The organism is Pseudomonas sp. NPDC088444, from assembly GCF_044900175.1.
Taxonomy (GTDB): domain Bacteria; phylum Pseudomonadota; class Gammaproteobacteria; order Pseudomonadales; family Pseudomonadaceae; genus Aquipseudomonas.
The window spans coordinates 20,404-44,094 of record NZ_JBJDNK010000018.1; the positions used below are offsets into that span (position 1 = coordinate 20,404).

At 58.0% G+C, this 23,691-nt stretch carries 21 protein-coding genes and 1 tRNA gene; 8 read left to right on the forward strand and 14 right to left on the reverse strand.

The genetic code is table 11. The features are described from left to right. Positions 1–53: 53 nt before the first annotated feature. The 6 genes from ACI2KB_RS26585 to ACI2KB_RS26610 all read right to left on the reverse strand — a co-directional run bounded on the left by ACI2KB_RS26585 (position 54) and on the right by ACI2KB_RS26610 (position 8,722). Positions 54–2,339: an Orn/Lys/Arg decarboxylase N-terminal domain-containing protein gene (locus tag ACI2KB_RS26585; protein WP_404639634.1), complete on the reverse strand. Its 2,286-nt coding sequence runs from the start codon at positions 2,337–2,339 to the stop codon at positions 54–56. After that, the gene (potE, locus tag ACI2KB_RS26590) at positions 2,336–3,745 is read right to left on the reverse strand and encodes a putrescine-ornithine antiporter (RefSeq protein ID WP_404639636.1); all 1,410 of its coding nucleotides are present in this window, start codon (positions 3,743–3,745) and stop codon (positions 2,336–2,338) included. The genes ACI2KB_RS26585 and potE overlap by 4 nt, the downstream gene beginning before the upstream one ends. A 170-nt stretch (positions 3,746–3,915) precedes the next feature. Further along, positions 3,916–4,689 (reverse strand): 5'/3'-nucleotidase SurE, encoded by a 774-nt coding sequence (gene surE / locus ACI2KB_RS26595; RefSeq protein ID WP_404639638.1) that lies wholly within the window; start codon positions 4,687–4,689, stop codon positions 3,916–3,918. A 269-nt stretch (positions 4,690–4,958) separates the two neighbouring features. Continuing rightward, entirely contained in the window at positions 4,959–5,795 is an 837-nt protein-coding gene (ampE, locus tag ACI2KB_RS26600; RefSeq protein ID WP_404639640.1) for a regulatory signaling modulator protein AmpE, read from the reverse strand. Between the two features lie 15 nt (positions 5,796–5,810). Beyond that, the gene (ampD, locus tag ACI2KB_RS26605) at positions 5,811–6,359 is read right to left on the reverse strand and encodes a 1,6-anhydro-N-acetylmuramyl-L-alanine amidase AmpD (RefSeq protein WP_404639642.1); all 549 of its coding nucleotides are present in this window, start codon (positions 6,357–6,359) and stop codon (positions 5,811–5,813) included. A gap of 125 nt (positions 6,360–6,484) precedes the next feature. After that, a complete protein-coding gene (locus ACI2KB_RS26610; protein WP_404639644.1) occupies positions 6,485–8,722 on the reverse strand; it encodes a DUF1631 domain-containing protein in 2,238 nt (745 codons plus the stop codon). Positions 8,723–9,100: 378 nt separating this feature from the next. On the opposite strand from ACI2KB_RS26610, the gene nadC reads away from it, so the two are divergent. Continuing rightward, positions 9,101–9,949, forward strand: coding sequence for a carboxylating nicotinate-nucleotide diphosphorylase (gene nadC, locus ACI2KB_RS26615; RefSeq protein ID WP_404639646.1), 849 nt, complete (start codon positions 9,101–9,103; stop codon positions 9,947–9,949). A 290-nt stretch (positions 9,950–10,239) separates the two neighbouring features. Next, a complete protein-coding gene (locus ACI2KB_RS26620; RefSeq protein WP_404639648.1) occupies positions 10,240–10,659 on the forward strand; it encodes a hypothetical protein in 420 nt (139 codons plus the stop codon). A gap of 174 nt (positions 10,660–10,833) precedes the next feature. Here ACI2KB_RS26620 and ACI2KB_RS26625 read toward each other — a convergent pair whose 3' ends face one another. From ACI2KB_RS26625 to ACI2KB_RS26640, 4 genes are all read right to left on the reverse strand, one after another. Beyond that, positions 10,834–12,069 (reverse strand): lipopolysaccharide biosynthesis protein, encoded by a 1,236-nt coding sequence (locus tag ACI2KB_RS26625; RefSeq protein ID WP_404639650.1) that lies wholly within the window; start codon positions 12,067–12,069, stop codon positions 10,834–10,836. Positions 12,070–12,268: 199 nt separating this feature from the next. Next, positions 12,269–12,344: transfer RNA gene (locus tag ACI2KB_RS26630), tRNA-Thr, on the reverse strand. A 43-nt stretch (positions 12,345–12,387) separates the two neighbouring features. Then, positions 12,388–13,683 carry an O-antigen ligase family protein gene (locus tag ACI2KB_RS26635; protein ID WP_404639803.1) on the reverse strand — a complete coding sequence of 432 codons (1,296 nt, stop codon included), beginning with the start codon at positions 13,681–13,683 and terminating at the stop codon, positions 12,388–12,390. A gap of 181 nt (positions 13,684–13,864) precedes the next feature. Next, the gene (locus tag ACI2KB_RS26640) at positions 13,865–14,260 is read right to left on the reverse strand and encodes a prepilin-type N-terminal cleavage/methylation domain-containing protein (protein ID WP_404639652.1); all 396 of its coding nucleotides are present in this window, start codon (positions 14,258–14,260) and stop codon (positions 13,865–13,867) included. Positions 14,261–14,485: 225 nt separating this feature from the next. On the opposite strand from ACI2KB_RS26640, the gene pilB reads away from it, so the two are divergent. Genes pilB through yacG form a run of 5 tightly spaced genes read left to right on the forward strand, consistent with a single transcriptional unit; the run spans position 14,486 to position 19,094 of the window. Beyond that, a complete protein-coding gene (gene pilB, locus ACI2KB_RS26645) occupies positions 14,486–16,180 on the forward strand; it encodes a type IV-A pilus assembly ATPase PilB (RefSeq protein ID WP_404639654.1) in 1,695 nt (564 codons plus the stop codon). A gap of 2 nt (positions 16,181–16,182) precedes the next feature. Next, entirely contained in the window at positions 16,183–17,400 is a 1,218-nt protein-coding gene (locus ACI2KB_RS26650; protein WP_404639656.1) for a type II secretion system F family protein, read from the forward strand. A gap of 1 nt (position 17,401) precedes the next feature. Further along, the gene (locus tag ACI2KB_RS26655; RefSeq protein ID WP_404639658.1) at positions 17,402–18,274 is read left to right on the forward strand and encodes a prepilin peptidase; all 873 of its coding nucleotides are present in this window, start codon (positions 17,402–17,404) and stop codon (positions 18,272–18,274) included. Next, complete coding sequence (coaE, locus tag ACI2KB_RS26660; protein ID WP_404639660.1) at positions 18,271–18,891, forward strand: dephospho-CoA kinase; 621 nt, start codon at positions 18,271–18,273, stop codon at positions 18,889–18,891. The genes ACI2KB_RS26655 and coaE overlap by 4 nt, the downstream gene beginning before the upstream one ends. Next, positions 18,891–19,094, forward strand: coding sequence for a DNA gyrase inhibitor YacG (gene yacG, locus ACI2KB_RS26665; protein ID WP_404639662.1), 204 nt, complete (start codon positions 18,891–18,893; stop codon positions 19,092–19,094). Before coaE ends, yacG begins: the two co-directional genes overlap by 1 nt. A 70-nt stretch (positions 19,095–19,164) precedes the next feature. On the opposite strand, the gene ACI2KB_RS26670 is transcribed toward yacG, so the two are convergent. Beyond that, entirely contained in the window at positions 19,165–19,851 is a 687-nt protein-coding gene (locus ACI2KB_RS26670; protein WP_404639664.1) for an energy-coupling factor ABC transporter permease, read from the reverse strand. 138 nt (positions 19,852–19,989) lie between these two features. Next, the gene (locus ACI2KB_RS26675) at positions 19,990–20,634 is read right to left on the reverse strand and encodes a hydrolase (RefSeq protein ID WP_404639666.1); all 645 of its coding nucleotides are present in this window, start codon (positions 20,632–20,634) and stop codon (positions 19,990–19,992) included. A gap of 171 nt (positions 20,635–20,805) precedes the next feature. Between ACI2KB_RS26675 and ACI2KB_RS26680 the strand changes: the two genes are divergently transcribed. Beyond that, positions 20,806–21,705 (forward strand): LysR substrate-binding domain-containing protein, encoded by a 900-nt coding sequence (locus tag ACI2KB_RS26680; protein WP_404639668.1) that lies wholly within the window; start codon positions 20,806–20,808, stop codon positions 21,703–21,705. 211 nt (positions 21,706–21,916) lie between these two features. On the opposite strand, the gene ACI2KB_RS26685 is transcribed toward ACI2KB_RS26680, so the two are convergent. Both ACI2KB_RS26685 and ACI2KB_RS26690 read right to left on the reverse strand, forming a co-directional pair. Then, complete coding sequence (locus ACI2KB_RS26685) at positions 21,917–22,870, reverse strand: 2-hydroxyacid dehydrogenase (RefSeq protein ID WP_404639670.1); 954 nt, start codon at positions 22,868–22,870, stop codon at positions 21,917–21,919. A gap of 33 nt (positions 22,871–22,903) precedes the next feature. Beyond that, positions 22,904–23,668 (reverse strand): SDR family oxidoreductase, encoded by a 765-nt coding sequence (locus ACI2KB_RS26690; protein WP_404639672.1) that lies wholly within the window; start codon positions 23,666–23,668, stop codon positions 22,904–22,906. Between the last annotated feature and the right edge of the window lie 23 nt (positions 23,669–23,691).

Sequence of the window (23,691 nt, forward strand, 5' to 3'; positions counted from 1 at the left end):
CCGACACAACGCTTTCGCCACCAAGGCGGCTCCCACAATGATTGTGCACAGACTTACTTCAACACCAACAACCGATAAACCCCCGCCTCGCTTTCGATCCCGTGGGTGTCATGGGTGAACCCCGGGAATGACCGATCGAAGCTCTCCAGCGCCTTGAGATACGCCAGCAACGGCCCATCCGACGGCCCCGCATTTTCACCTGGCATCAACAGCGGAATCCCCGGCGGATAGGGTACGATCCCGGTCGCGGCAATGCGCCCCGCCGCCTCCTCCAAAGTCACCGATTCGACCTCGTTCTTGACCAGCTTTTCATACGCCTCAACCGGGCTGAATTCGGCCTTGGGCAGCGTGCCGAATGCCTGAGCCATGGCCGCCGTGGTTTTGGTTTTTTTCATGGCAGCGAAGATGTCCTGCGCCAGATCCTTCAACCCCATCCCCGCGTAGCGCTGCTGATTGGCCGTCAACAGATCAGGCAGGCACAGTTCCAGTTCGAGGTTGGTGTCGTAATCACGTTTGAAGTCCAGCAGCGCGTTGACCAACGTGCCCCACTTGCCCTTGGTAATGCCAATGGAAAACAGGAACAGGATGGTGAAGTCGGTGGTTTTCTCGACGACGATCCCCTGCCGCCCCAGGTACGCACTGAGCACGCACGCTGGAATGCCGAAGTCGAGCAGATTGCCGTCGTCGCCCATGCCGGGGCTGAGGATCGACACCTTGATCGGGTCGAGCATGCAATAGCCGTCTTCAATGTCGCCGAATCCGTGCCACACCTCGTTGGGGTGCAAGACCCAGCAATTGGGGTCGGATTTGAGCTTGGCGGGATCGACTTCATGGAACGGAATCGACGTTGCTCCCACCGGCACGGAGGGCGGCTGCCAGCACGAGAAAAACCAGTCGTCATGGCTGAGCATGTCGCTCTGCATGCGTGAAATGACCTGGCGAAACGCAATGGCCTCTTCGATGGATTCGTTGGTCAAGATGTGCCCGCTGGGGGCCTCCATCATCGCCGAGCTGACATCGCACGAGGCCATGATCGCGTAGTTGGGCGAGGTCGAGGCGTGCATCATGAACGACTCGTTGAAGCGCCCGTGAGGAATCGCATTGCGACCATTTCGCACATGAATCATCGAGGCCTGCGACAGCGCCGCGAGCAGCTTGTGGGTCGACTGCGTGGCGAACACGGTGGGCTTGGACGCGTCGTGATCGTCCGGGCTGCCGTGCATCGCGAAGCGGTCCTTGTACAACGGATTGAAGCGAGCGTAGCCGTACCAGGCTTCGTCGAAGTGCAGGCGATCGACACTCTGGCCGAGCAGCTCTTCGACCCGTGTCACGTTGTACGTCAGGCCATCGTAGGTCGAGTTGGTGACGATGGCGTGCACGGGCGTCGGGTCGATGTGGCTTTTGACCAGCGGGTTGTTGGCGATGGCGACTTTCACGCCTTCGGCACTCAGCGTCTGCGGCAGAATCGGGCCAATGATGCCGTAGCGGTTGCGGGTCGGCACCAGGTAGGTCGGAATCGCGCCCGAGAGCGTCATCGCATGCTCGGCGGACTTGTGGCAGTTACGGTCACACAGGGCGATCTGATCACGGGTCACGCTGGCCATCAGAATCACCCGGTTGGACATCGACGAGCCGTTGGTCACGTAATACGTGCGATGGGCGCCAAACACCTTCGCCGCGTAACGCTCGCCCTGCCCGATCGGACCGCTATGATCGAGCAGCGAACCCAGTTCACCCACCGAAATCGACAAATCCGAACGCAGCAGGTTTTCGCCGAAGAACTCATAGAAAGCGCGGCCCGCAGTGCTCTTCAGAAACGCAGTGCCTCCCGCGTGCCCCGGTGTATGCCATGAGTATTCATAGCTGCGGGCAAACTTGAGCAGCGCGCCGAACATGGGCGGCAACACGGCCTGACGATAACGCTCGATGGCCGCCATGATCCGCCCGCTGAGAAAACGGCTGGTGTCTTCGGGCAGCCAGATGAAGTCGTCAGCGTGCTGCATGACGATCAGCGGCACACTGGACGCGGTGCTGCGGTCGCTGATCAGGAACACCGGCACGCGGGTGTTGCGTTCACGTAAAGCCGTCAGCAGGTCGATGCATTCCTGATGGTCGGCGCTGTCGTCCATTTCCCAACTGAGCAGCACACACTGGATGGCCGGGTCGGTGCTCAGGATCGACTTGGCGTCGCTCAGGCTCTCGGACGTCAGCACGCTGATGGAACGCTCTTCGACATCGCTGATCAACTGGATCAACGCGCGACCGAACACGCTGCGTTTGTCGGGCTGCTTGCAGACCAGCAGTGCCAGCATGCCGAGCAGGTGTCTGTATTCCGTCATGATTGGATCTCCAGTGTGGCCGTCTTCAGGTTGTTCACAGGAACGGGTTCGCCCACGATGTGCTGCGCCGAAACGGTCTGGGTCGGCACGCTGTTATTCAGCGCTTCCAGTTTGATCAGACGTGTGTTCACGAAGCCGAACAGCGTGTAGCCGACGATGGTTGCCACACCGCCGAGCATCAGCGCCTGCGCGCCCGAGCTGTATAGCGCCAGGTAGCTGTAGGCCGCCGCGATCCACGCGACGATGTTGGTAAGGAGTGCCTTGTTGGGTGGGACGTTCGATACTTTTTGCAGCGTCATTAACGTGGCCATGGACAGGATGTACGGCACCAGATTGGTGACGACCGCGAGATTCACCAGCGTGTCGAACTGCTTGGCAAGGTCAGGGCTGATAGTCAGCAAGGCCATGGCAGTCTGCATCGCCAGCAGGATCAGCATGCTGATGATGGGCACGCCGTGCTTGTTGGCCTTGGCGAAAATCGGTAGGAAATACCCGGTGTCCGCCGAACTCTTGAACACCTGCGCCACCGTGAACTGCCAGCCCAGCAACGAGCCGATGCAGGCCAGCACCATCAGCCCCATGACAATGCTGCCGATCATGGGGTTGAACATTTTGGCAAAGACCAGACCGAACGGCGCAGTGGACGCGACCAATTCGGCGTTATCGACGATCCCGGCGATGACGTTGGTCGAGACGATGTAAATCACTGCCGCGCCCAGTGTTCCGCCGAGCACCGCAATCGGCACGTTCTTCTCGGGGTTTTCCACTGCATCGCCGTTGGCGCACGCCGACTCAAGTCCCAGAAACGCCCACAACGTGATCGCCACCGATGCGCCCGCGGCGTTGTACCAAGGCATGTCGTGCGGGTTCCAGCCTGCGGCGTAAACGCTGCTGTCGAACCAGAACCAGCCAATGGTCGACACCAGCACCACTGGCGCAATCACACCCCACACCGTCACCGAGCCGATTTTGCCGGTGATGCTTGCGCCACCGAAGTTGGCGAATGTGGTGATCCACAATAACGCGATGGTCGCCAGACCGACTTGCAACGACCCCAGTTTTATGTCGAACAACGTCTGGATATAACCCACGGCGGTAATACTGATCGCCACATTGGCAATCAATAACGACAGGCCGTAGGTGTAGTTGGTGATGTAGTTTCCGGATTTGCCAAAGGTGTATTCAGCATATCCACCCATACCACCGGTCTTGCGACTGAGCATGCCGCAGCGGGCGAACGCATAGGCCAGTGCCAGAGAGCCTGTGGCCGTGATCAACCAGGAAAGGATGGAAATACCGCCGACTTCGGCGAGTTTGGTAGGCAATAACACAATGCCGGATCCCAACATGTTGACGGCCGTCAACATAGTGAGTTGTCCCACGCTCATTTTCTTTGCGACTGACATTCCGTTGCCTCATGGGAAGAAATGAGAGGCTTTTAGCTATAGCAAAAGTTTCTCACTAAGCAAGAAAGTCAGACTTTATTAGTGAGTAGCCAAGAGCCACTTCTCTATTCAATCAGAATCGATTGAGTGGCTCAGATCGTTGTAATTGGAGGGCTACAGGGATGTGCTCATTAGTCGGCCAGGTTGTTTTTCAAACGCGCCATGACGTCCAGATCCGTACGTTCAAACCGCAGCGGCGTGGCGGAGATCCCGCCATGGGTCACCACCCACGTCTCACTGTCATCGAAATCCGGGCGCTCATGGCGGTCGATGTTCAGCCAGTAATAACCCTGCTCACGCATGTCGGTGCGCTGGGTGATGTTCAGGCCGTCCATGCGACCGATCCCCTGCCGAGTGATTTGCAGTGGCCCAGCGTCCTCTGGCTCGACGTCCGGAAAGTTGACGTTCAGACACACGTCACCCGCCCATTCCATCGTGATCAACCGACGAATCACGTCAGGTGCCAATGCCCGCGCGGTACCCCATTTCACCGCATCGCGGCGGGTGAAAAACTGGCTCAAGGCAATCGACGGAACGCCCAACAACAGGCCCGCCATCGCGGCACCCACCGTGCCGGAAAACATGGTCTCGACGCCCAGATTGGCGCCCTTGTTCACGCCAGACAGCAGCAGTTGGGGCGGCTTGTCCATCAACTGACGCACGCCCACGGCCACACAATCGGCCGGGGTGCCCGAAACGGAAAAGCGACGCTCGCCATATGACTTCACACGCAATGGATGATGCAGGCTCAGTGCATGGGAAATCCCGCTCTGGTCCTGGGCAGGCACGACGATCCAGACTTCATCGGCCAACTCCCGCGCGACAGCTTCCAGGACTTCCAGCCCCGGGGCATCGATGCCGTCGTCGTTGGTGATCAGGATCCTCTCGATTCGCGGGTTCGACATGCAGCTCTCCTTTTGGCAGGTGATAAAACTCAGAGGGAACACAGCCTCAAGTGCAGAGACGATTTCCATGTGGGAGGTTCTATGGTGGCTGGCCAGCCTTTTTCGCCACCAAGGCGGCTCCCACAGTGATTGCGTCGAATCCATATTTTTCGTTCAACGCCGAACCTGTGGGAGCTTGCTGGCGAAGACGGTTGGTCGGCCACCATAGAATCGGCTCTGGGAACCGAGGGCCTACGTACCCACGCAAAGTGTTTGGACACCAACTCAACTCAAACCAACAACGTAAACAGCGCAAACCCGGCATACCAGACGATCGCCGAACGAATCAGCAATTCCCACAGCACGTCCAGACTGTTCACACCTTCGGCGCCCACAACCGGCGCAGGCACTTCTCCTGCGACGCAACCGACACGGGTAATCAAATCCGAGGCACTGATGTTCCAGTTGAGCAGTTCACTGAGCATCACGCGGCTGACGGCCACAAAATTGCCCACCAGCGCGAAGCTCGCCGCCAGCAGCCGTACCGGCACCCAATCAAAGGCGTGACGCAGTTGCGTCGCGCGCTCGACCAGCGCTGGAGTCTTGCCCCGCTCGGCGGCCAGGGCGAGCAAACGATAAGCCAGCGCCGCCACCGGCCCGAGCACGAAATACCAGAAGATCACCGCGAAGAAGCCCTGATAGACCTGCCACAGCAAATACGTCTGCGCGCCGCCCAGCAACTGTTCTTCATTCTTAGCACGCACGCCCAGATCGCGTTCGGCTACCAGCGCAGCGGCTTCCTGATCGCCACGACGGCAAGCGTCACGGAACGACCCGAGATTGGCTTTGATGTCGCCACGGCCCAGGCTGTACATCAGCACCAAAAGGTGAATCGGCAATGCCAGCCAGCCGTAGGCCACCGACCCGACGATCACCAGAACCAGCGCCAGCACCAACAAGGGCAACAGCACGGTCAGGGTCAGAATCCACCATGGCCGCCTGGCCGTACGCGGGTTGGACTCAAGACGGCTCAGTTGCGCCAGCCACGGCCCGTCACGCTGAACTCGATGGCGCAGCGCAGAAAACTTTTCGATCCATACCGCCAACAACAACACCAGAAAACTCATTACCCACTCCTGGATTCAAACCTGTAACGCCGAACGAAAACGCGACCAGTCGAAGCATGGACCCGGATCGGTCTTGCGTCCTGGCGCAATATCGCTGTGCCCGCAAATGCGTTGCGTGGTGATCGCAGGCCATGCCGACTGTAGCTGGCGGGTCAAGGCAATCAGCGCGTCATATTGCGCGTCGGTAAACGGCTGATCGTCAGTGCCTTCCAGCTCGATGCCAATGGAAAAATCGTTGCACGTCTCTCGGCCTTCAAACCGCGATACGCCCGCATGCCAGGCGCGATCCAGACAAGAGACGAACTGCGTCAGCTCGCCATCGCGCTCGATCAGAAAATGCGCGGACACGCGCAACTCGGCGATGCCTTCAAAATAGGGATGTTCTGTGACGTCCAGCCGGTTCTGAAAGAACTGCTGAACCTTGCCAGTCTTGAATTGCGCGGGCGGCAGGCTGATGTTGTGAATCACCAGCAGAGAGATTTCCGCGTCGGGACGGGCATTGAAATTGGGTGAAGGGCAATGATGCGCACCGTGGCACCAGCCGGTGGCGGGGTCCAACTGCATGAAGGGTCCTTAAAACCGGGATCGACAGCGAGCAGTATGCCCGCGATGGGAAGGGATGTGGGCACAAATCCAAACGTTGGCCGCTCCCAAGGGGGGGTATCAGTGCAGGGGCGAACGCAGGGTTTTCACCCCTTGAGCTTGCGCAGGTTACCCAGCACCGACTCCAGCGCACGATCAAACAGCAGCGAATCATCCAGAACGCGAATCGTCCCGCGACGGAATTCGACGGCCAGGCCCATCCGGGTTTTCTCCAGCACTTTCATGCCGGTGCGATTGACGAACACGTAACGCCCGCTTGGCTCAACAATCGCCGCCAGCTTGCAACGCAGCTTGTGATCTTCGTCTTCCTGAATTTCGACCCAACTGCCCAGACGCAGCTTGTCGACCTGCAACAGACCTTCATCGTTCTCGGGCAGGTGCAGCGCAGGCTCGCTGAACACTTGCTCACCCGGCGCCACCAGCACGATCTCCTCGACCACCACGGTCATCGGCGGGCCATCGATCGGTTCCTCGGCGATGGGCCCCTGTTCCTCCGGTGTACGGGCAGCATGATTGAAGGCCTGCACATGCAACGCTTCGAGCTGGCTGAAAAACTCACTGGTGGCAAACGGATCGAACGCTGCGCTGCTCAGACCATCGCGCAACGACTTGAGCAGCCCTGGCACCAGCTCCAACAGACGCTGACGCGCCTCAGGCTCGTCGTGCGGTTCAACGCTCCAGATCAGGTCGTCCATCGCCTGCAAGCCGGCCGCCCACTCGCCGGACTGCTCGCCATGCTTGAGGCACGTCAACAGCAGCACCTTGCTCCAGGCTTCCTGCAACAGACGCACGACCACTTCGGGCAACGTCTTGCCACGCAAGCGATCGTTCAGTGCCTGTTGCACACGCTGACGCGCCAGCTCGGCCAGCGCCCGCCCCTCTTCCGCATCGCGCGTACGCTGTTCGAGCAATTCGCTGCGGCGGCGCTCCTCACCCGTGAATGCAAGAAAATCCACCAACAGTTCGGTGAAAATCGCCGGATCGTCGACGAAATCATGCAGCAGCCGCTGCACGATCTGATCGATACGGGTGTAAAGCGAATCACGCTGGCTGTCATCGCGCCCGCCCCACCCCAGCGCAGCGGACGCAATTTCATTGAGCAGCCGGCGCGCGGGATGACTGCCACGGCTGAAAAAGCTCTTATCGATGACCGCGACTTTCAGCATCGGAATCTGTAAACGACCGATCAGCGCCCGCAGCGAGTCCGGCAGGTTGCGATCGTCGAGAATGAACTCAAAGAGCATCGAAACCAGATTGATCACGTCTTCGTCCATCGTACCCACGGTGCGGAATTTTCCGCTGCGGGCGCTTACGCGACTGATCAGTTGTTCAAGTTGAGCGCGCAGGTCGAAATCTTCGGGCGTTTCCGCGCGAGGAACGTATTGCTGAAGATGGGAGAGCAAGCGCAGCAAATCCTGGCTGGAAATCGGCCGGGATTCGGTAGCGTTGTCAGGACGAGGCGTCAGGTTGCCCCGCACGAAGACCAGCAATTCCTGCAACGCCGAGAACACTTCCTGCACGCTTTTGTCGAGCTTCTCCGCCGCCTGCACCAACGCCGCACTTTCGGCGCGTTGGGCCTCTGTTGGCGGCACAGAGCTGGACAAGCGATCCGTCGAACGGCGCGAGGGTAGCACTTTCAAATCCGGCAACACTCCCGCCGCTATCAGCAGCAGGTTGGCCTCTTCATACAGATGGTCCGCATTGGTCAGCGCGTACTTTTCGAAAAGTTTGAGAATGATTAGCTTGACCTTGATCTCCACCCCCAGATTACGACCAGCCTGCAGAAAGAAATCACACAGCAAGGTCGGACCGAGAGGGTTGGTCTCGTCAGTCAAGGGTTGAGGAATCAGCTGATTGAGGCGCGCCGTCAGTTGGCCCAATGCAACGCCATCGCGGTTCATCACCTTGGTGACCATGGTGTCCACGGCCACAGTGCGCTCAAGGTCGTCATTGTGGACCAGCGAGAGTTTGTCGAAGGAAACGGGTTCAGAAAGGATCGGCTCGGCGAGCTCGTACTGGCCGAGGCGCAAAAAGGCCTCGAAGAATTTGTCCAGGAAGTTGCGTTCGATGCTCTTTCGCTTCAGACGCAAATCGCGCATGGCTTCGAAAAAGACGTTTTGCTCGGCGTTGTTTCGCGCCCGATCCGCCATTTCGAAGAGCGTGTCGTCGGCGTTGTCGAATAGGGTCTGAAGGCTTTCCTTGAGTTGCTGTGCAGCTTTGTCACGCACTTGAAGCAGAACGACCGGCAGCCGAGCGACAGGCGAGGACCCCGGCTGATCCGGCCCCGTCTTGCTCAAAGGCACCACTTTACTGTCGTTCTGCATCAAGGACTCCTTTCTTCAACCAACTCACGCAACAGCCACAGCTTAATGACAAACGCAGGCGGCGCCTGGGTTTGACCGGATTTTGAAGTTTTGTCCCTGGGGTATACGGCGATAACGTCAAGGCTATGACGTCAAATACAAGGCGCAGTATCTTGCAAATCCCGTCCGCCCGCCAGCAGACTCTTCGCCTTGATTGAAATAATAGAAGTGGGCGAAGCGGCACGTGCAGCGATAGACCGCGAAAATCCCGATCTGTCGCATCAAAGGCGAAAAAACCGACCAAGTGCAGCTGATTGCACCCGTTTGAATGAAAAGAGGCAGGTGGGTTGGTACAGGCGACTGCCTTATACTCCGGCCACTTAGTATGTGGAGTCCGATATGCCGAACCTACGTCTTGCCGCTCTGACCGCCGAAATCGAAGCCAACGTACGCCGTGCGTTGCTTGAAGACGTGGGCAGTGGCGACATCACTGCGCAACTGATCCCAGCCGAGCGTCTGGCCAAGGCCACCGTGATCTCCCGCGATGCTGCGGTGATAGCCGGGACTGCCTGGGTCGACAGCGTTTTTCGTCAACTGGACCAGCGCGTCGCAGTGCATTGGCAAGTCGCGGACGGCGACCGGGTCCAGCCCAATCAAGTGCTGTTCCACCTCGAAGGCCCGGCCCGCTCCCTGCTCACAGGTGAACGCAGCGCGCTTAACTTCCTGCAGATGCTTTCCGGCGTCGCCACCCGCTCACAGCACTACGCGGACATGGTCGCCGATACCCAGGTCAAACTGCTCGACACCCGCAAGACCCTCCCCGGCCTGCGACTGGCACAGAAATACGCGGTCACCTGCGGCGGCTGCCATAACCACCGTATCGGCCTGTACGACGCCTTTCTCATCAAGGAAAACCACATCGCAGCCTGCGGCGGCATCGCCGAAGCCATCACCGCCGCCCACAAAATCGCGCCCGGCAAACCGGTGGAAGTCGAAGTCGAGAGCCTCGATGAGCTCAAACAAGCCCTCGACGGCGGCGCTGACATCATCATGCTCGACGAACTGAGCCTCGACGACATGCGCGAAGCCGTCCGCCTCACCGCAGGCCGCGCCAAACTCGAAGCCAGTGGTGGTGTGACCGATGCGACATTACGCACGATTGCCGAAACTGGGGTGGATTACATCTCGATCGGCACGCTGACCAAGGATGTGAAGGCGGTGGATTTGTCGATGCGGCTGAGTATCTGAGCGTTCATTTGAGTGAGAAAAAGCCCGACTCATTTACAAGATCGGGCTTTTTACTTTCCTGCACCACTCAAACGAATAGCGAAATTAGACTCACTCATTTTTAAGCTCAATTCGCGCCATTCACCGGTAATCGCCGCTGATCGGACAATCGCCAGGCTGGATCCAAAACGTGAACCAGCGCACATTTTGATGTTTGTAGGATTTTTCTTACGAAAGATACACTCGCGGGCGCCGAGTCACCTGCATTGCATGGCGACTCTCGACACTTCATCAATTGTAGGGACACAACCATGAAAATCAGACTCCTTTGCCTGCTCGCCGTCACGCTCCTCGCCGGTTGCAGCACCATGGGAGGCGAAGACAAGTTCAGCGCCACCTACGTCAAGAACCACATCACCCCGCATCAAACGACTCAGAGCCAGGTTCAGGCAATCTACGGCGTTCCGGATGGCCAACACACTCACTCGGACGGTACTTACACTTGGACTTATGACAAATCCGGCAACCTGAGCGATGCATCCAGCCTGGCAGGCTACATCCCCGGCGCGGGCGCCGTTTCCAGTGCGCTCAACATGACCAGCTACGCCAACGGCGCCTCGAACGCTGCGTCCACCGCGTCCGGCAAGATGAACGGTGACACCGAGCACCACGGCAACAGTCTGACCATTTACTTCAACAAGAACAAAGTGGTGAACGACTGGAGCCTTTGAGGCCAGTTGGGCGACCTCTTTTAACGAAAAAGCCCGGTCGTGATGACCGGGCTTTTTGTTGTGCGTGGTGCCGAAAACAGGAATCGAACCTGCGACCTTCGCGTTACGAGTGCGCTGCTCTACCCATGAAGGAATGTAGCCCTGCCTAGCACCACGCTTGCGGCTCGATGCGCTTTACGCAAACACTTCCCGCCTCAGCCCGCAGGTCAAAACTGCGCAAAGGACCACTTCAGTCAAAATAGTCGCCCACGCAGCCCCTTCTACGCCAATGACCGGAATCAGGTAAAAATTCAGGATCACGTTAACCGTAAGCGCCAGTAAGAAGCTGATAGCAAGCAGCCGCTCATGCTGCGTGGCAATCGCATTCTGCTCCAAGACGTAATTTGGTAACGCGAAGACCAACGCCAGAAACAGCAACTGAATCAGCTTATGGGCGCCTTCGGCATAGACATTCCCAAAAAGTATTCCAACGACCCAAGGTCCAAAGTTCCACCCAACCACCGCCAGGGCGACGCCGATGAGCACGGCACCAAACACGGCGTTTCGGCTAAAACGGTTACCCGCTCTTGGCTGCATCGCCAACACTCTCATACGTCGAAACAACATCAACACAACCGGTGTCGCCAGCAGCATCAATCCGTCTTGGATACGCGTTGCAACGGCATAGTGACCAATCGCTGGAATTTCCCCCAAAAGGTTTCTCAAAATGATGATGTCGATCTGGTGATATAGGGCAGAGGCGAGACCCACTGCAAAAAAGCTCAATGAGCTGCGGTAGGCCCACACAGGGAATTTCCACTCGATGCTCACCAGCGTCGGAAAGTGCTTGTGATGCAACGCCAACGTCAGTAGCAAGCCTGCGCTCCAGGCAAGGAATACCACTGGTGGCGAGGGGCCGATCGTGAGTACCGCAACCAAAACAAACAGTGCACTGACAGTACGACTGCAAAAAAGAAACGCCGCATCACGCTCAAACTTTCCCGCCCCCTTGAACCACGATGACTGCCATTGCATCAACGTAATCGTCGCAAAACACAAGATGCCGGACATCAGCGACGGAGCGTCGACCCAGTTGTAAAAGACACCTGCGACAGCGGCAAACAGAACCGTTGTTAGAAGCAGGTGCAACAGCGCCACGGTAGGAAGCTGATCGCAATGCGATTGCAGATTTGCAGAAGGCGCAGCGCGCTCGCGCAGCAGTAGCGTATTGAAGCCGACATCCTGAGCCAGGACGAGAACGCTGGCCAGCACGTAGATGTAAGTGTAATGACCGAACGCGCTAGACCCCATGCTCCGCGCAAACAGCACGGAAAGCCCTAAAGAAACGGCCGCCGAGTACCCTGTCACACCCCACTGCATCATCAACGGCATAAAGCGCTTGAGCAGCGTCTGACGCTGCACCAGATCCATTACGGTTGGACCTGACGGGTGAAAAATTCGGGGACGGTCTGTACGCAGCTCAACGATGGCAGAAACATCAACCTAGAGAAAAAATCCACTCGACCTTCTTTTTTAACGGCTGAAAAAGATCGCAAGACCCTGGTGAACGAACGCGAGGACTTCACGCTTTCCGAGCTGAGAATTGCCGTCCATCGCGCTGGAGGAGAGATGGTGCCGAAAACAGGAATCGAACCTGCGACCTTCGCGTTACGAGTGCGCTGCTCTACCGACTGAGCTATTTCGGCGTTGGAACAGCAAGCTATCAGGACTGTCATTTTGCGGCAACTGCTACTGCGGCTTGGTGGCGATGACGCCCTGCTGCCAGAAGCGAGGTTGGTAATTACCACCAAAATCCCGACCGAACTGTTCGTTACGCGCCTCCAGATTCGGGAAGTCGCGAATCGCAACGTACCCCAAAAATCCAATGGCAAGGGCCATCGCGGTGCCCCACAGTTGCCGCCTCCATAGACCAAACGATGGCCGACCGATAGGCCACTCATGAATGCCCATGAGCCACCCGACTACAATGGACAGCCAGAGCTGAGAGTACGGCATGACGATCACGCCATCGACCATCGACTGCGTAAGCGCACCGACTAGGCTGGCAAACAGGCAGATGCGCAAAAGATCCACTCGCTCACTGGATGCGCTTTTTGTTCGAATGTGCCGAAAGACCGCCCACACACCGCGCAGCACTAGCCAGCCGACCAAAATGGTCGAAGGCAGGCCCCACTCGCTAGCCCACTGCAGGATTGCCTGATGCGGGTGAGCGGCGATCGGGTTGTGGATATTGGCGAAGTGCATCGGACCGAAGCCCAGAAGAGGCTTGGCCCTGATCATTTCCCACGCCTGAGACCAGAGCACGTCACGAGCGGACAGCGTGGTAGTTAAGCGCCCGGACGCGGAGTTGACGAGTTCGATCCCGAGAAAATCTGCCAGCACACTGAACAGTACCCAGTACAACACCAGTCCTGCAAAAGCAGCGATTACCTGCCAACGCAACCATCGAACGCCTTGCGGACCACACGCAAGCATCACAGCGCCCGCCACAGCCATCCCCAACCATGTGCCGCGCGTCCCGCCCACAATCGCAATCAGCCACCAGATACCCAGCAACGCAAGCACCCAGGCTTTGGTCGAACGGCGCAATCCCGGCAATAACAGGGGAACGGCCAGCAATGGGAGAGTGAATGTCTGAAACTGGCCGTAGAAACGTCGATTGGAGAAGCCTTCAACCAAAAGAGCGAGATCCAGCGTGCCATTGGAGGTCACAAACCCGGCCAATGTGGAAATCAAAAACTGCAACGTCTTGATCAGGCAAATGGCAAAAATGAAAGTGATCAAACCACCATCCAGAAAGACGCCATCCCCTCTTCTGAATTCCGCGACACTGCAACTAATCGCACAGCATGCAAGGGCCAGTGACACTTCGCACAGCGCCCAATCAGGCTTGTCGGAATAAAAGCTGGAAAAACCAGCAAGCATGACGATCAGACCGAACGCCCACGTGAACGTCCGAGAGAATGCAAGTCCCCCTGACTTGAACATCAGGCGACATAAGAAAATGACCGCAAGCCCTGCCACAGCGATCTGGTCTACTCGTTGCCAGTTATGCCCGTAGAAATACGGAACAACCACCGGTACCGCGGTGAGCAAAGCCAGGAACATCAATCCTGCGGATCTGGACGTTAATACCATCATGGAATATCTAAGCAATTGTGAAAAAAGGCGCTTGAAGCGCCTTTTTTCAAGAGAGATATGTGAATCAGGAACCGGTGCAAGCACTAGGTGCCGCGGCGGCAGGCGAGACGGTACATGCCCAAGTGATGCTCTGGCCGGTCGAGGTCGCCGTTGCAGTTGGAACGGATGGAGCTAGGGTAACACTAACGGTAGGGTTACTGCGGGTTGCGACCAATGTACCGCTCGTGCACGTTTGCCCAGTCCCCAGCGTCATGTTGTTGCAAAGTGCGGTACCCGTAAGTCCATTCGAAAAGTTCTCCGCCACACCCAATTTCGCCGAATCCAGCCCTGCCAGAAGTGCAGAGGCCTGCGCGCGCAAGGTGTAGTTTTGGTAAGCCGGAATGGCGACAGCGGCGAGAATACCGATGATCGCGACCACGATCATCAGTTCGATAAGGGTGAAGCCTTTTTGTGATTGCATAACGTACATCTCCGATCGTCAATTTGGTGCTGCTCGGTGAGCATAGACGCACACGCCGTGCCAATGTCGATGTGAGCAATTACAAGCCCGCTTGCAGATAAATGGCGTCGCAACGGCGTCAGCACACAGCAGAAAGTGACAAATATTGTCACTCGCTACCCGTTCATTTGGCAGCAAAGCCCGACTGCGCTATAAACCACACACTGTCTGTGTTCGGTGGTTTTGATGACTGATGTCGTGCTTACAGGTTTGGCCAAACAATTGGTGGTTGCCGAACTTTTGAATGAAAAAGCTGCTCAGCAGGCCCATCAACAGGCCCGTCGTGACAAGATTTCGCTGGTCAGTTATCTGGTGCAGAACAAGCTGGTCAAAAGCCTGACACTGGCTGAAATGGCCTCTGACCAGTTCGGACTCCCTTTTCTTGACCTCAACACACTGGACAAAGAAAGTCAGCCTAAAGGGCTGGTCAGCGAAAAGCTCGTTCGCCAACACTCGGCACTGCCGTTATGGCGTCGTGGCAACAAGCTGTTCATCGGGATATCTGATCCCACCAACCATCAGGCAATCACGGACATTCAGTTCAGCACCGGCCTCAACACCGAGGCGATTCTGGTTGAAGACGACAAACTGACGCTCGCCATCGACAAGCTGTTCGACGCTCACAGTGGCATGGGTGAGTTGGCAGACGTCGACCTTGGTCTTGAAATCGAAACGGTCGACGAGAGCAAAGAGACGTCCATTGGCGGGCAAGATGCCGACGATGCTCCCGTGGTCCGCTTCGTCAACAAGATGCTGATGGATGCCATTCGTCTGGGCTCCTCGGACTTGCACTTCGAACCCTATGAAAAAGTGTTTCGCGTGCGTCTGCGCACTGACGGCATTCTTCACGAAGTGGCCAAACCGCCCACTCAGTTGGCAGGGCGCATCGCCGCGCGGTTGAAGGTCATGTCCGGCCTGGACATCTCCGAACGCCGTAAACCTCAGGATGGCCGAATTAAACTTCGCATTTCCAAAAGCCGTGCTATCGACTTCCGGATCAACACGCTACCCACGCTGTGGGGCGAAAAGATCGTGATGCGGATTCTCGACCCGACCAGTGCCCAGATGGGCATTGACGCGCTGGGTTATGAGCCGGACCAGAAAGCCTTGTATCTGGACGCCTTGAGCAAGCCGCAAGGCATGATTCTGGTCACTGGTCCCACAGGCTCGGGTAAAACGGTGTCGCTGTACACGGGCCTGAATATTCTCAACACGCCGGACATCAATATTTCCACGGCGGAAGACCCGGTCGAAATCAACCTGGAGGGCATCAACCAGGTCAACGTCAACCCACGCCAGGGAATGGACTTCTCGCAGGCCTTGCGCGCGTTCCTGCGTCAGGACCCGGACGTCATCATGGTGGGTGAGATTCGAGACCTTGAAACCGCCGAAATTGCGATCAAGGCGTCACAGACCGGTCACATGGTGCTTTCAACACTGCATACCAACAGCGCGGCAGAAACCCTAACCCGACTCCACCACATGGGCGTCGCCGCCTTCAACATCGCGACGGCGATCAACCTGATCATTGCTCAGCGACTGGCTCGCAAGTTGTGCCCGCACTGCAAGAAAGAAGTCGACATTCCGAAAGAAACATTGATTGCCGAAGGTTTCCCGGAGTCGAAAATCGGCTCGTTCAAGCTTTACTCTGCTGTGGGATGCGATCAGTGCAACGCAGGCTATAAAGGCCGTGTGGGGATTTACGAGGTCGTAAAAAGTACGCCCGCGCTGGAGCGCGTCATTATGGAAGAAGGCAATTCCATCGAAATTTCCGAGCAAATGCGCAAGGACGGTTTCAACGACCTGCGCACCTCTGGCCTGCTCAAGGCCATGCAAGGCGTGACCAGCCTTGAGGAAATCAATCGGGTGACCAAGGATTAAGCATGGCGACCAAAGCAGTAAAAGTCAGCGTGTACGTTTGGGAGGGACTGGATAGAAAGGGCGCCAAGCAGACGGGAGAAATCAACGGTCACAACCCTGCTCTGGTGAAGGCGCAATTGCGCAAGCAAGGGATCAACCCGACCAAGGTCCGAAAAAAAGCCGTATCGATATTCGGCTCGGGCAAAAAAATCAAACCGCTGGATATTGCGTTTTTCAGCCGTCAGATGGCGACGATGATGAAAGCCGGGGTGCCACTCCTGCAGTCCTTCGACATCATCAGCGAAGGCTCCGCCAACCCGAACATGCGCAAACTGGTGGATGACATCAAGCAAGAGGTCGCTGCGGGCCACAGCTTTGCAACCGCTCTACGCCAGAAACCTCAATATTTCGACGACTTGTTCTGCAACCTCGTCGATGCCGGTGAACAAGCGGGTGCACTGGAGTCGCTGCTTGATCGCGTTGCGACTTACAAGGAAAAGACAGAGTCCTTGAAGTCGAAAATCAAGAAAGCCATGACCTACCCCATCGCAGTCGTGATCGTTGCGTTCATCGTAACGGGCATTTTGCTGATCAAGGTTGTCCCCCAGTTTCAGTCGGTATTTGCCGGCTTTGGCGCAAAACTCCCCGCATTCACGCTGATGGTGATTGGTCTTTCCGAGGCGGTGCAAAGTTATTGGTATATGTTTCTGCTAGCCGTCATTGCGGCGTTCTTCTCATTCCGGCGAGCCTATAAAAACTCAGCGAAGTTTCGTGATCAGGTAGACCGAGGGATGTTGAAGATTCCCGTTATTGGCCCTCTGCTCTACAAATCGGCTGTTGCCCGATATGCACGGACCCTCGCCACCACCTTCGCTGCGGGTGTGCCACTCGTCGATGCACTGGATTCAGTGGCAGGCGCGACCGGCAACGTCGTGTTCAGAAACGCGGTGCAAAAAGTCAAACAAGACGTCTCCACAGGCATGCAACTCAACTTCTCCATGCGCAGCACCGGCGTATTCCCGATGCTCGCCGTGCAAATGACCGCAATTGGCGAGGAGTCCGGTGCGCTCGATTCCATGCTCGACAAAGTGGCCACCTATTACGAAGAGGAAGTCGACAACATGGTCGACAGTCTCACATCGCTGATGGAACCCATGATCATGGCAGTCCTCGGCGTCATCGTCGGCGGTCTCGTCATCGCGATGTACCTCCCCATCTTCCAGCTCGGAAACGTCGTTTAACATGTCCCTCCCCGACTTCCTGGCCAGCTCCCCGCTGGCCTTCGTTTTCTGCGCCCTCGTTTTAGGCCTGCTCGTCGGCAGTTTCCTCAACGTGGTGATTCACCGTCTCCCGAAAATGATGCTGCGCGACTGGAAGATCCAGGCCCGAGAAGTGCTGGAACTCCCTCCCGAGCCGCAACCCGAAACCTTCAACCTGATCCTCCCCCACTCTCGCTGCCCGCACTGCTCCCATCAGATCCGTGCGTGGGAGAACATTCCGGTCATCAGTTACCTCGCGCTCAAAGGCAAGTGCTCAAGCTGCCAAGCCCCGATCCGCAAGCGTTACCCACTGGTCGAGCTGTCGTGTGGTCTGTTGTCGGCCTTCGTGGCCTGGCATTTCGGTTTCGGTTGGCAGGCAGGTGCGGTGTTGGTGTTGAGTTGGGGTCTGTTGTCGATGAGTCTGATCGACGCCGATCACCAGTTGTTGCCGGACGCAATCGTGTTGCCGCTGTTGTGGCTGGGGTTGATCGTCAATTCTTTCGGTCTGTTCGCGTCCTTGAGCGATGCCTTGTGGGGGGCGGTGGCGGGTTATCTGGTGCTGTGGTGTGTGTTTTGGCTGTTCAAGCTGATCACCGGCAAGGAAGGCATGGGGTATGGCGATTTCAAGCTGCTGGCGATGCTGGGGGCTTGGGGGGGCTGGCAGATTTTGCCGTTGACGATTTTGTTGTCGTCGATTGTCGGCGCGGTGTTGGGGCTGATTCTGTTGCGTTTGCGCAATGTGCAAACCAGCACGCCGATTCCGTTCGGGCCTTATCTGGCCATTGCGGGGTGGATCGCGTTGCTCTGGGGTGATCAAATAACGTCTTCGTATTTGCAGATCGCCGGTTTCCGATGACATCTTCCGTAACACAACCTTGGATTCTTGGCCTGACAGGCGGCATTGGCAGCGGCAAGAGTGCCGCCGCGCAGTGCTTCGTCGATTTGGGTATTCACCTGGTGGACGCCGATCAGGCGGCGCGTTGGGTGGTGGAGCCGGGACGCCCGGCGTTGGCCCAGATTGCCGAACACTTTGGTGACGAGGTGTTGCAGGCCGACGGGACGCTGAATCGTGCGGCATTGCGGGAGCTGATTTTCAAGGATCCGCAACAGCGGGTCTGGCTTGAAGGTCTGTTGCATCCGCTGATTCGCGAGGAGATCCGTCAATATCTGGCCCGCGCCGAATCGCCTTACGCGATTCTGGTTTCGCCGCTGTTGCTGGAGACGTCCCAGCATCAAATGGTGCAGCGTGTGCTGGTGATTGACGTGCCGGAAGCATTGCAAATCGAACGCACCGTGCTGCGTGACAAGACCAACGAGGAACAGGTCCGGGCGATTCTGAAAGCCCAGGCCAGCCGTGAGGAACGCGTGAGCCGTGCTGACGATGTGATCGTCAACGACCGCGATCCGGCCTGGCTGAAAAGCGAGGTCGAGCGGCTGCATCACTTTTATCTAACTTTGCGTGGAGGCCGATGATGAGCCAACCAGTGACCGTCAATTGCCCAACCTGCCAAGCCCCTGTGGAATGGACGCCTGAGAGCAGGTTTCGACCGTTCTGTTCGGACCGTTGCAAGCTGATCGATCTGGGCGCCTGGGCGTCGGAAGAACATGCGATTCCCGTCGCGCCGGATGCGGAGGATGAGTTGTTTTCAGGTGATTTCGAGCCGCGGCAGCATTGAGATTAGACGCGGAGCGTCGGCGGATGCGTTCCCACACGGAGCGTGGGAACGATCATCGACAAATCGAAAGTCACGTATCCCCATCATCCACCCAGGCATCGGACAGGTATCGCGCACGGTTGAAGGTGTCGAGCCATTCGGGGCAGAACACCACCAGCGCCGTGACGACCACGCCGTTGATAAACGCCTCGGGAAACATGATCAGCCAGAGGTAGCCGACGAAATCACCCAGCCATTCGGGCATGGCGAACAAGCCGTCGACCCACAGCAAGCTCATTGCCAATAGCAGACACGCCAGCGCCGTCAGCGCGGCCGCGAAAAAACCTGAGCAGAAGATGTAAGTGAAAGGGCTTCGCGGTTGAGCGCGTTCGACCAGCAGAAAACAACTTTCAGTCACCAGCACCGGCAACCCCACGAGCAGCAGGCCGTTGATGCCAAAGGGCGCGAGGTCCTGATGCCCCACGACCATCATCCCGATTTGAGCCAACAAGCCGCCAATGATCGCCAGCGGCCAGTTCAGCAGAAGGGTCACGGCGGTCATGCCGAGAAAGTGATAGGAAACGCCAGTGTCGAAATCCCGCCGCAACAGCCAGAGCAGGAACAACGCGAACACCGTGCCGAACAGCAGGTGCTGACGTCGGGTATCGGTGATCAATTCCAGCCAGGGGCTACGCCACAACGCCCAAAGAATCACGGGCACATAGATGAGCCAGCCAAGGGTCATGGTTTCAGGTGTGAGTACTTGTGCTCCTATCATGGCAGCGACCTCCTCCGTATCCGGATCAAGAGCAGCCTACACCTTCTGAAACAGTCTGCGCGTCGAACGCTATAACACCCGAAGGCGTGATTTTATTCACGCCTTCGGGTGTAAGAATGTGTGTCGTTGATGGAGGGATCAGCTCAGTTTGCGCTGTGGGGCACCGTGCACCATGGTGTAAGCGTAATCGACACCCATGCCATACGCGCCGCTGTGTTCCAGCACCAGTTGCATGACCGCTTCGTAGGTTTCCTTGTGCGCCCAGTCGCGCTGGAATTCGAGCAGCACTTGTTGCCAGGTCACAGGTACGGCACCGGCCTGAATCATGCGTTGGACCGACATGTCGTGAGCTTCTTTGGATGTGCCGCCCGAAGCGTCGGTGACGATGTACACCTCGTAGCCTTCAGCCAGTGCGTCCAGCGTCGGGAAGTTCAGGCAGACTTCAGTCCAGAGGGCCGCAATGATCAGCTTCTTGCGCCCGGTGGCTTTGACGGCCTCGACCAGTTTCTTGTCTTCCCAAGAGTTCATCGAGGTGCGCTCGATGGGCTGTTGATCCGGGTGCACGGCCAGCAATTCAGGCCAGATGTAACCACTGAAGCTTTCGGTTTCGACCGAGGTGTAGATGGTCGGCACGTTGAAGATTTTGGCGGCTTTGGCCAGACCCACGGTGTTGTTTTTCAGTGTCTGCCGATCGATCGATTGCACGCCGAAAGCCATCTGTGGCTGGTGATCGATCAGGATCAGAGCGGAGTTGGTTGGGTTCAGCAGTTCGCGGATAGACATGGCATGTTCCTTTTCGATTCGATAATGGTCGGTAATGGTTGGCCGCTCTAGCTCGGTGGTCTTGACCGGTTGAGCTGTTTGCTTGCTGGCTTGGGAGTAAATTTACGGACTAGGCGATCACGGAACAATCCCATAGAATCGAGACTCATTGTTTCCATATTAGGGACGTTAATGGACCGTATCGATTGCATGCGCGCATTTGTGGCCACTGTGGGGGCCAATGGCTTCGCCGCAGCGGCTCGCGCCCTCGATGTACCGCGCTCGAAAGTGAGCAAACAGATTCAGGCGCTGGAAGAGGCCATCGGCGTGCAATTGCTGCAACGCACCACGCGCAGCCTGCACCTGACCGAAGCGGGCGCCGAGTACTACGACGCCTGTCGTGATGTCATCGCCTCGCTGGATGAGGCCGAGCAACGCGCACGAACCGGGATGGGCGAGATTCGTGGCGTACTGCGGGTCAACGCCCCCATGTCGTTTGGCTTGAGTCGCCTGGGACCGCTGTTGCCGCTGTTCAACCAGCGGCACCCCAACGTCGAGTTGCAGGTGGTGCTCAGCGACCAGCAGGTCGACCCGGTCAAAGGCGGTTTTGACGTGACCATTCGTATCGCCAGCCTGCCAGACTCCTCGATGGTCGCCCGCTCGCTGGCTCCGGCGCCGCGCATCATGGTCGCCTCGCCCGAGTACCTGGCCAAACATGGCGTGCCCCAGTCCCCAAAAGATCTGTCGAACCACCAATTCCTCAGCTACGGCTACTTGCAGAGCGGTATCAGCCTGCAACTGTGCAACGGTAAGGAAACCCAGCGCGTGACGGTGAGCGGGCCACTGCACGCGAACAACGGCGACATTCTTGCGCAGGCCGCCGTATCGGGAATGGGCATCGCGCTGCTGCCCAATTTCATCATCGAACGCGCCGTTGCCGATGGCCGACTGGTGCCGGTGTTGTGCGAGTGGCAAGCGCCTGCGATTTCGGTGAACGCGGTGTATCCGTCGGCCCGTCGGGTGCCGTTGAAGACCCGCGCGTTCATTGATTTTCTGGTGGAAGAGCTGGCGTTGGGGTCGGCGGGGTTTTGACCCAGAGCTTGGCGGGACACAGTCTTGATTCCGGGTGAGGCCCGTAGGAGCGCGGCTTGTCCCGCGATCTGCCGGGAACCGGCAGCAAACGCGGCTGACGCGGTGTACCTGAGACGACGAATACGCCTGATTTTTCCGCCGCTGCGCGCTAGATCGCGGGAGAAGCCGCGCTCCTACGGACTTCGCCCAGAATCAAAAGCGAATCGAAGGCTTACGCCACCGCGCCCACCGGCTCACGCCCCTCCAGCACGGCCGCCAGACTCGCCAGCACCATTTCGCCCATACGCGTGCGGGTCTGTACGGTGGCGCTGGCGCGATGAGGCTGGAGCACCACGGTTTCCAGATCGAACAACTCAGCGGGCGCCCGCGGCTCATCGACGAACACATCCAGCCCGGCCCCCGCAATAGCACCTGATTGCAGCGCTGCGATCAGATCCGGCTCATTCACCAGGCTGCCCCGTGCCACGTTGATCAGATAGCCCTCTTGGCCCAGCGCTTCGAGCACTTGGGCGTTGATGATGCCCTTGGCCTTGTCGGCAGCGGCCGCGACGATCAATGCATCGCTCTGGCGAGCCAGCTCCACCAGATCGCTGACGAAGGTGTAGGGCACGTCGCTCATGGCGCTGAGGTCGGTGTAGCTGATCGGGCAACCGAACGCCGCTGCCCGCGTCGCCACAGCGCGCCCTACTCGGCCCAGACCGACGATGCCCACGCGCATGCCGCTGAACTGGCGAGCCAGAGGCAGCGGTGCCAGCGGCGTCGGGCTGGTCGCCCACTGCCCGGAGCGCACGAAGCGGTCGCCCGTGTTCAGCCCACGGCACGCCGAAATCAGCAAACCGATGGCCAGGTCAGCAACGTCTTCGGTCAACGCGCCAATCGTCGCCGTGACGCGAATGCCACGATCCCGGGCGTAGGCCAAGTCCACAGCATCGGTGCCGACACCATTGACCGCGATCACTTCAACGTTCGGCAATTGCTCCATCACTGCGCGAGTGATGCCGGTGTGCCCACCCGTCACCACACCACGAATGTTCGCGCCATGTTCAGCCAGATAAGCCGCTTTGTCGGCCTGCAAATAGTAGGGACGCACGGTGTAGCGCTCGTTGAGTTTGGCGCTGATTTCCGGGATCAGAATCGGGTTCAGTTGCAGGATTTCAGGTTTCATAAAAGTCTCGCTCGCATCGAATGCCCAAAGGGATCAACCACGGCCCACGAAAGGCATGTTGGTGGCCATGACGGTCATGTTCAGCACGTTGGCCGACAGCGGCAGCGCGGCGATGTAACGCACGGCATCGGCGATGTGTTTGACGTCGATCATCGGCTCCACCGCAATCGAGCCATTGGCCTGACGCACGCCTCGGGTCATGCGCTCCGAGAGCTCGGTCAGCGCGTTGCCGATGTCGATCTGGCTGCACGCGATATTGAACTCGCGACCGTCCAGCGCCAGGCTTTTGGTCAGCCCCAGAACGGCGTGTTTGCTGGCGGTGTACGGCGCGGTGAACGGGCGCGGCACGTGGGCAGAAATCGAGCCGTTGTTGATGATGCGGCCACCCTGTGGCGACTGTTTGCGCATCAGGCCAAACGCGCCACGGCTGCACAGAAAAACCCCGGTCACGTTGGTGTCGATGACTTTCAACCAGGTGTCGACAGGCAGCTCATCCATCGGCACGGCAGGCGCATTGACGCCTGCGTTGTTGAACACCACGTCGAGGCGGCCATACACCTCTTCGATGGTCGCGAACAGCCTGTCGACGCTGGCCGGATCGCGCACATCAGTTGAAACGGCCAAGGCTTCATGCCCCTGCTCCCGAGCTTGCGCGACGAACTCTTCAAGTGGCTCGATACGGCGACCGGTCACCACGACGTTGTAGCCGTCTTCCAGCAGGCCCAGTGCAACAGAGCGACCGATGCCGCTTCCTGCTCCGGTCACCAAGGCAATTTTCGAAGGGGTTTGCGTTGTCATTGTTGTTCTCCTGTGATGCGTTT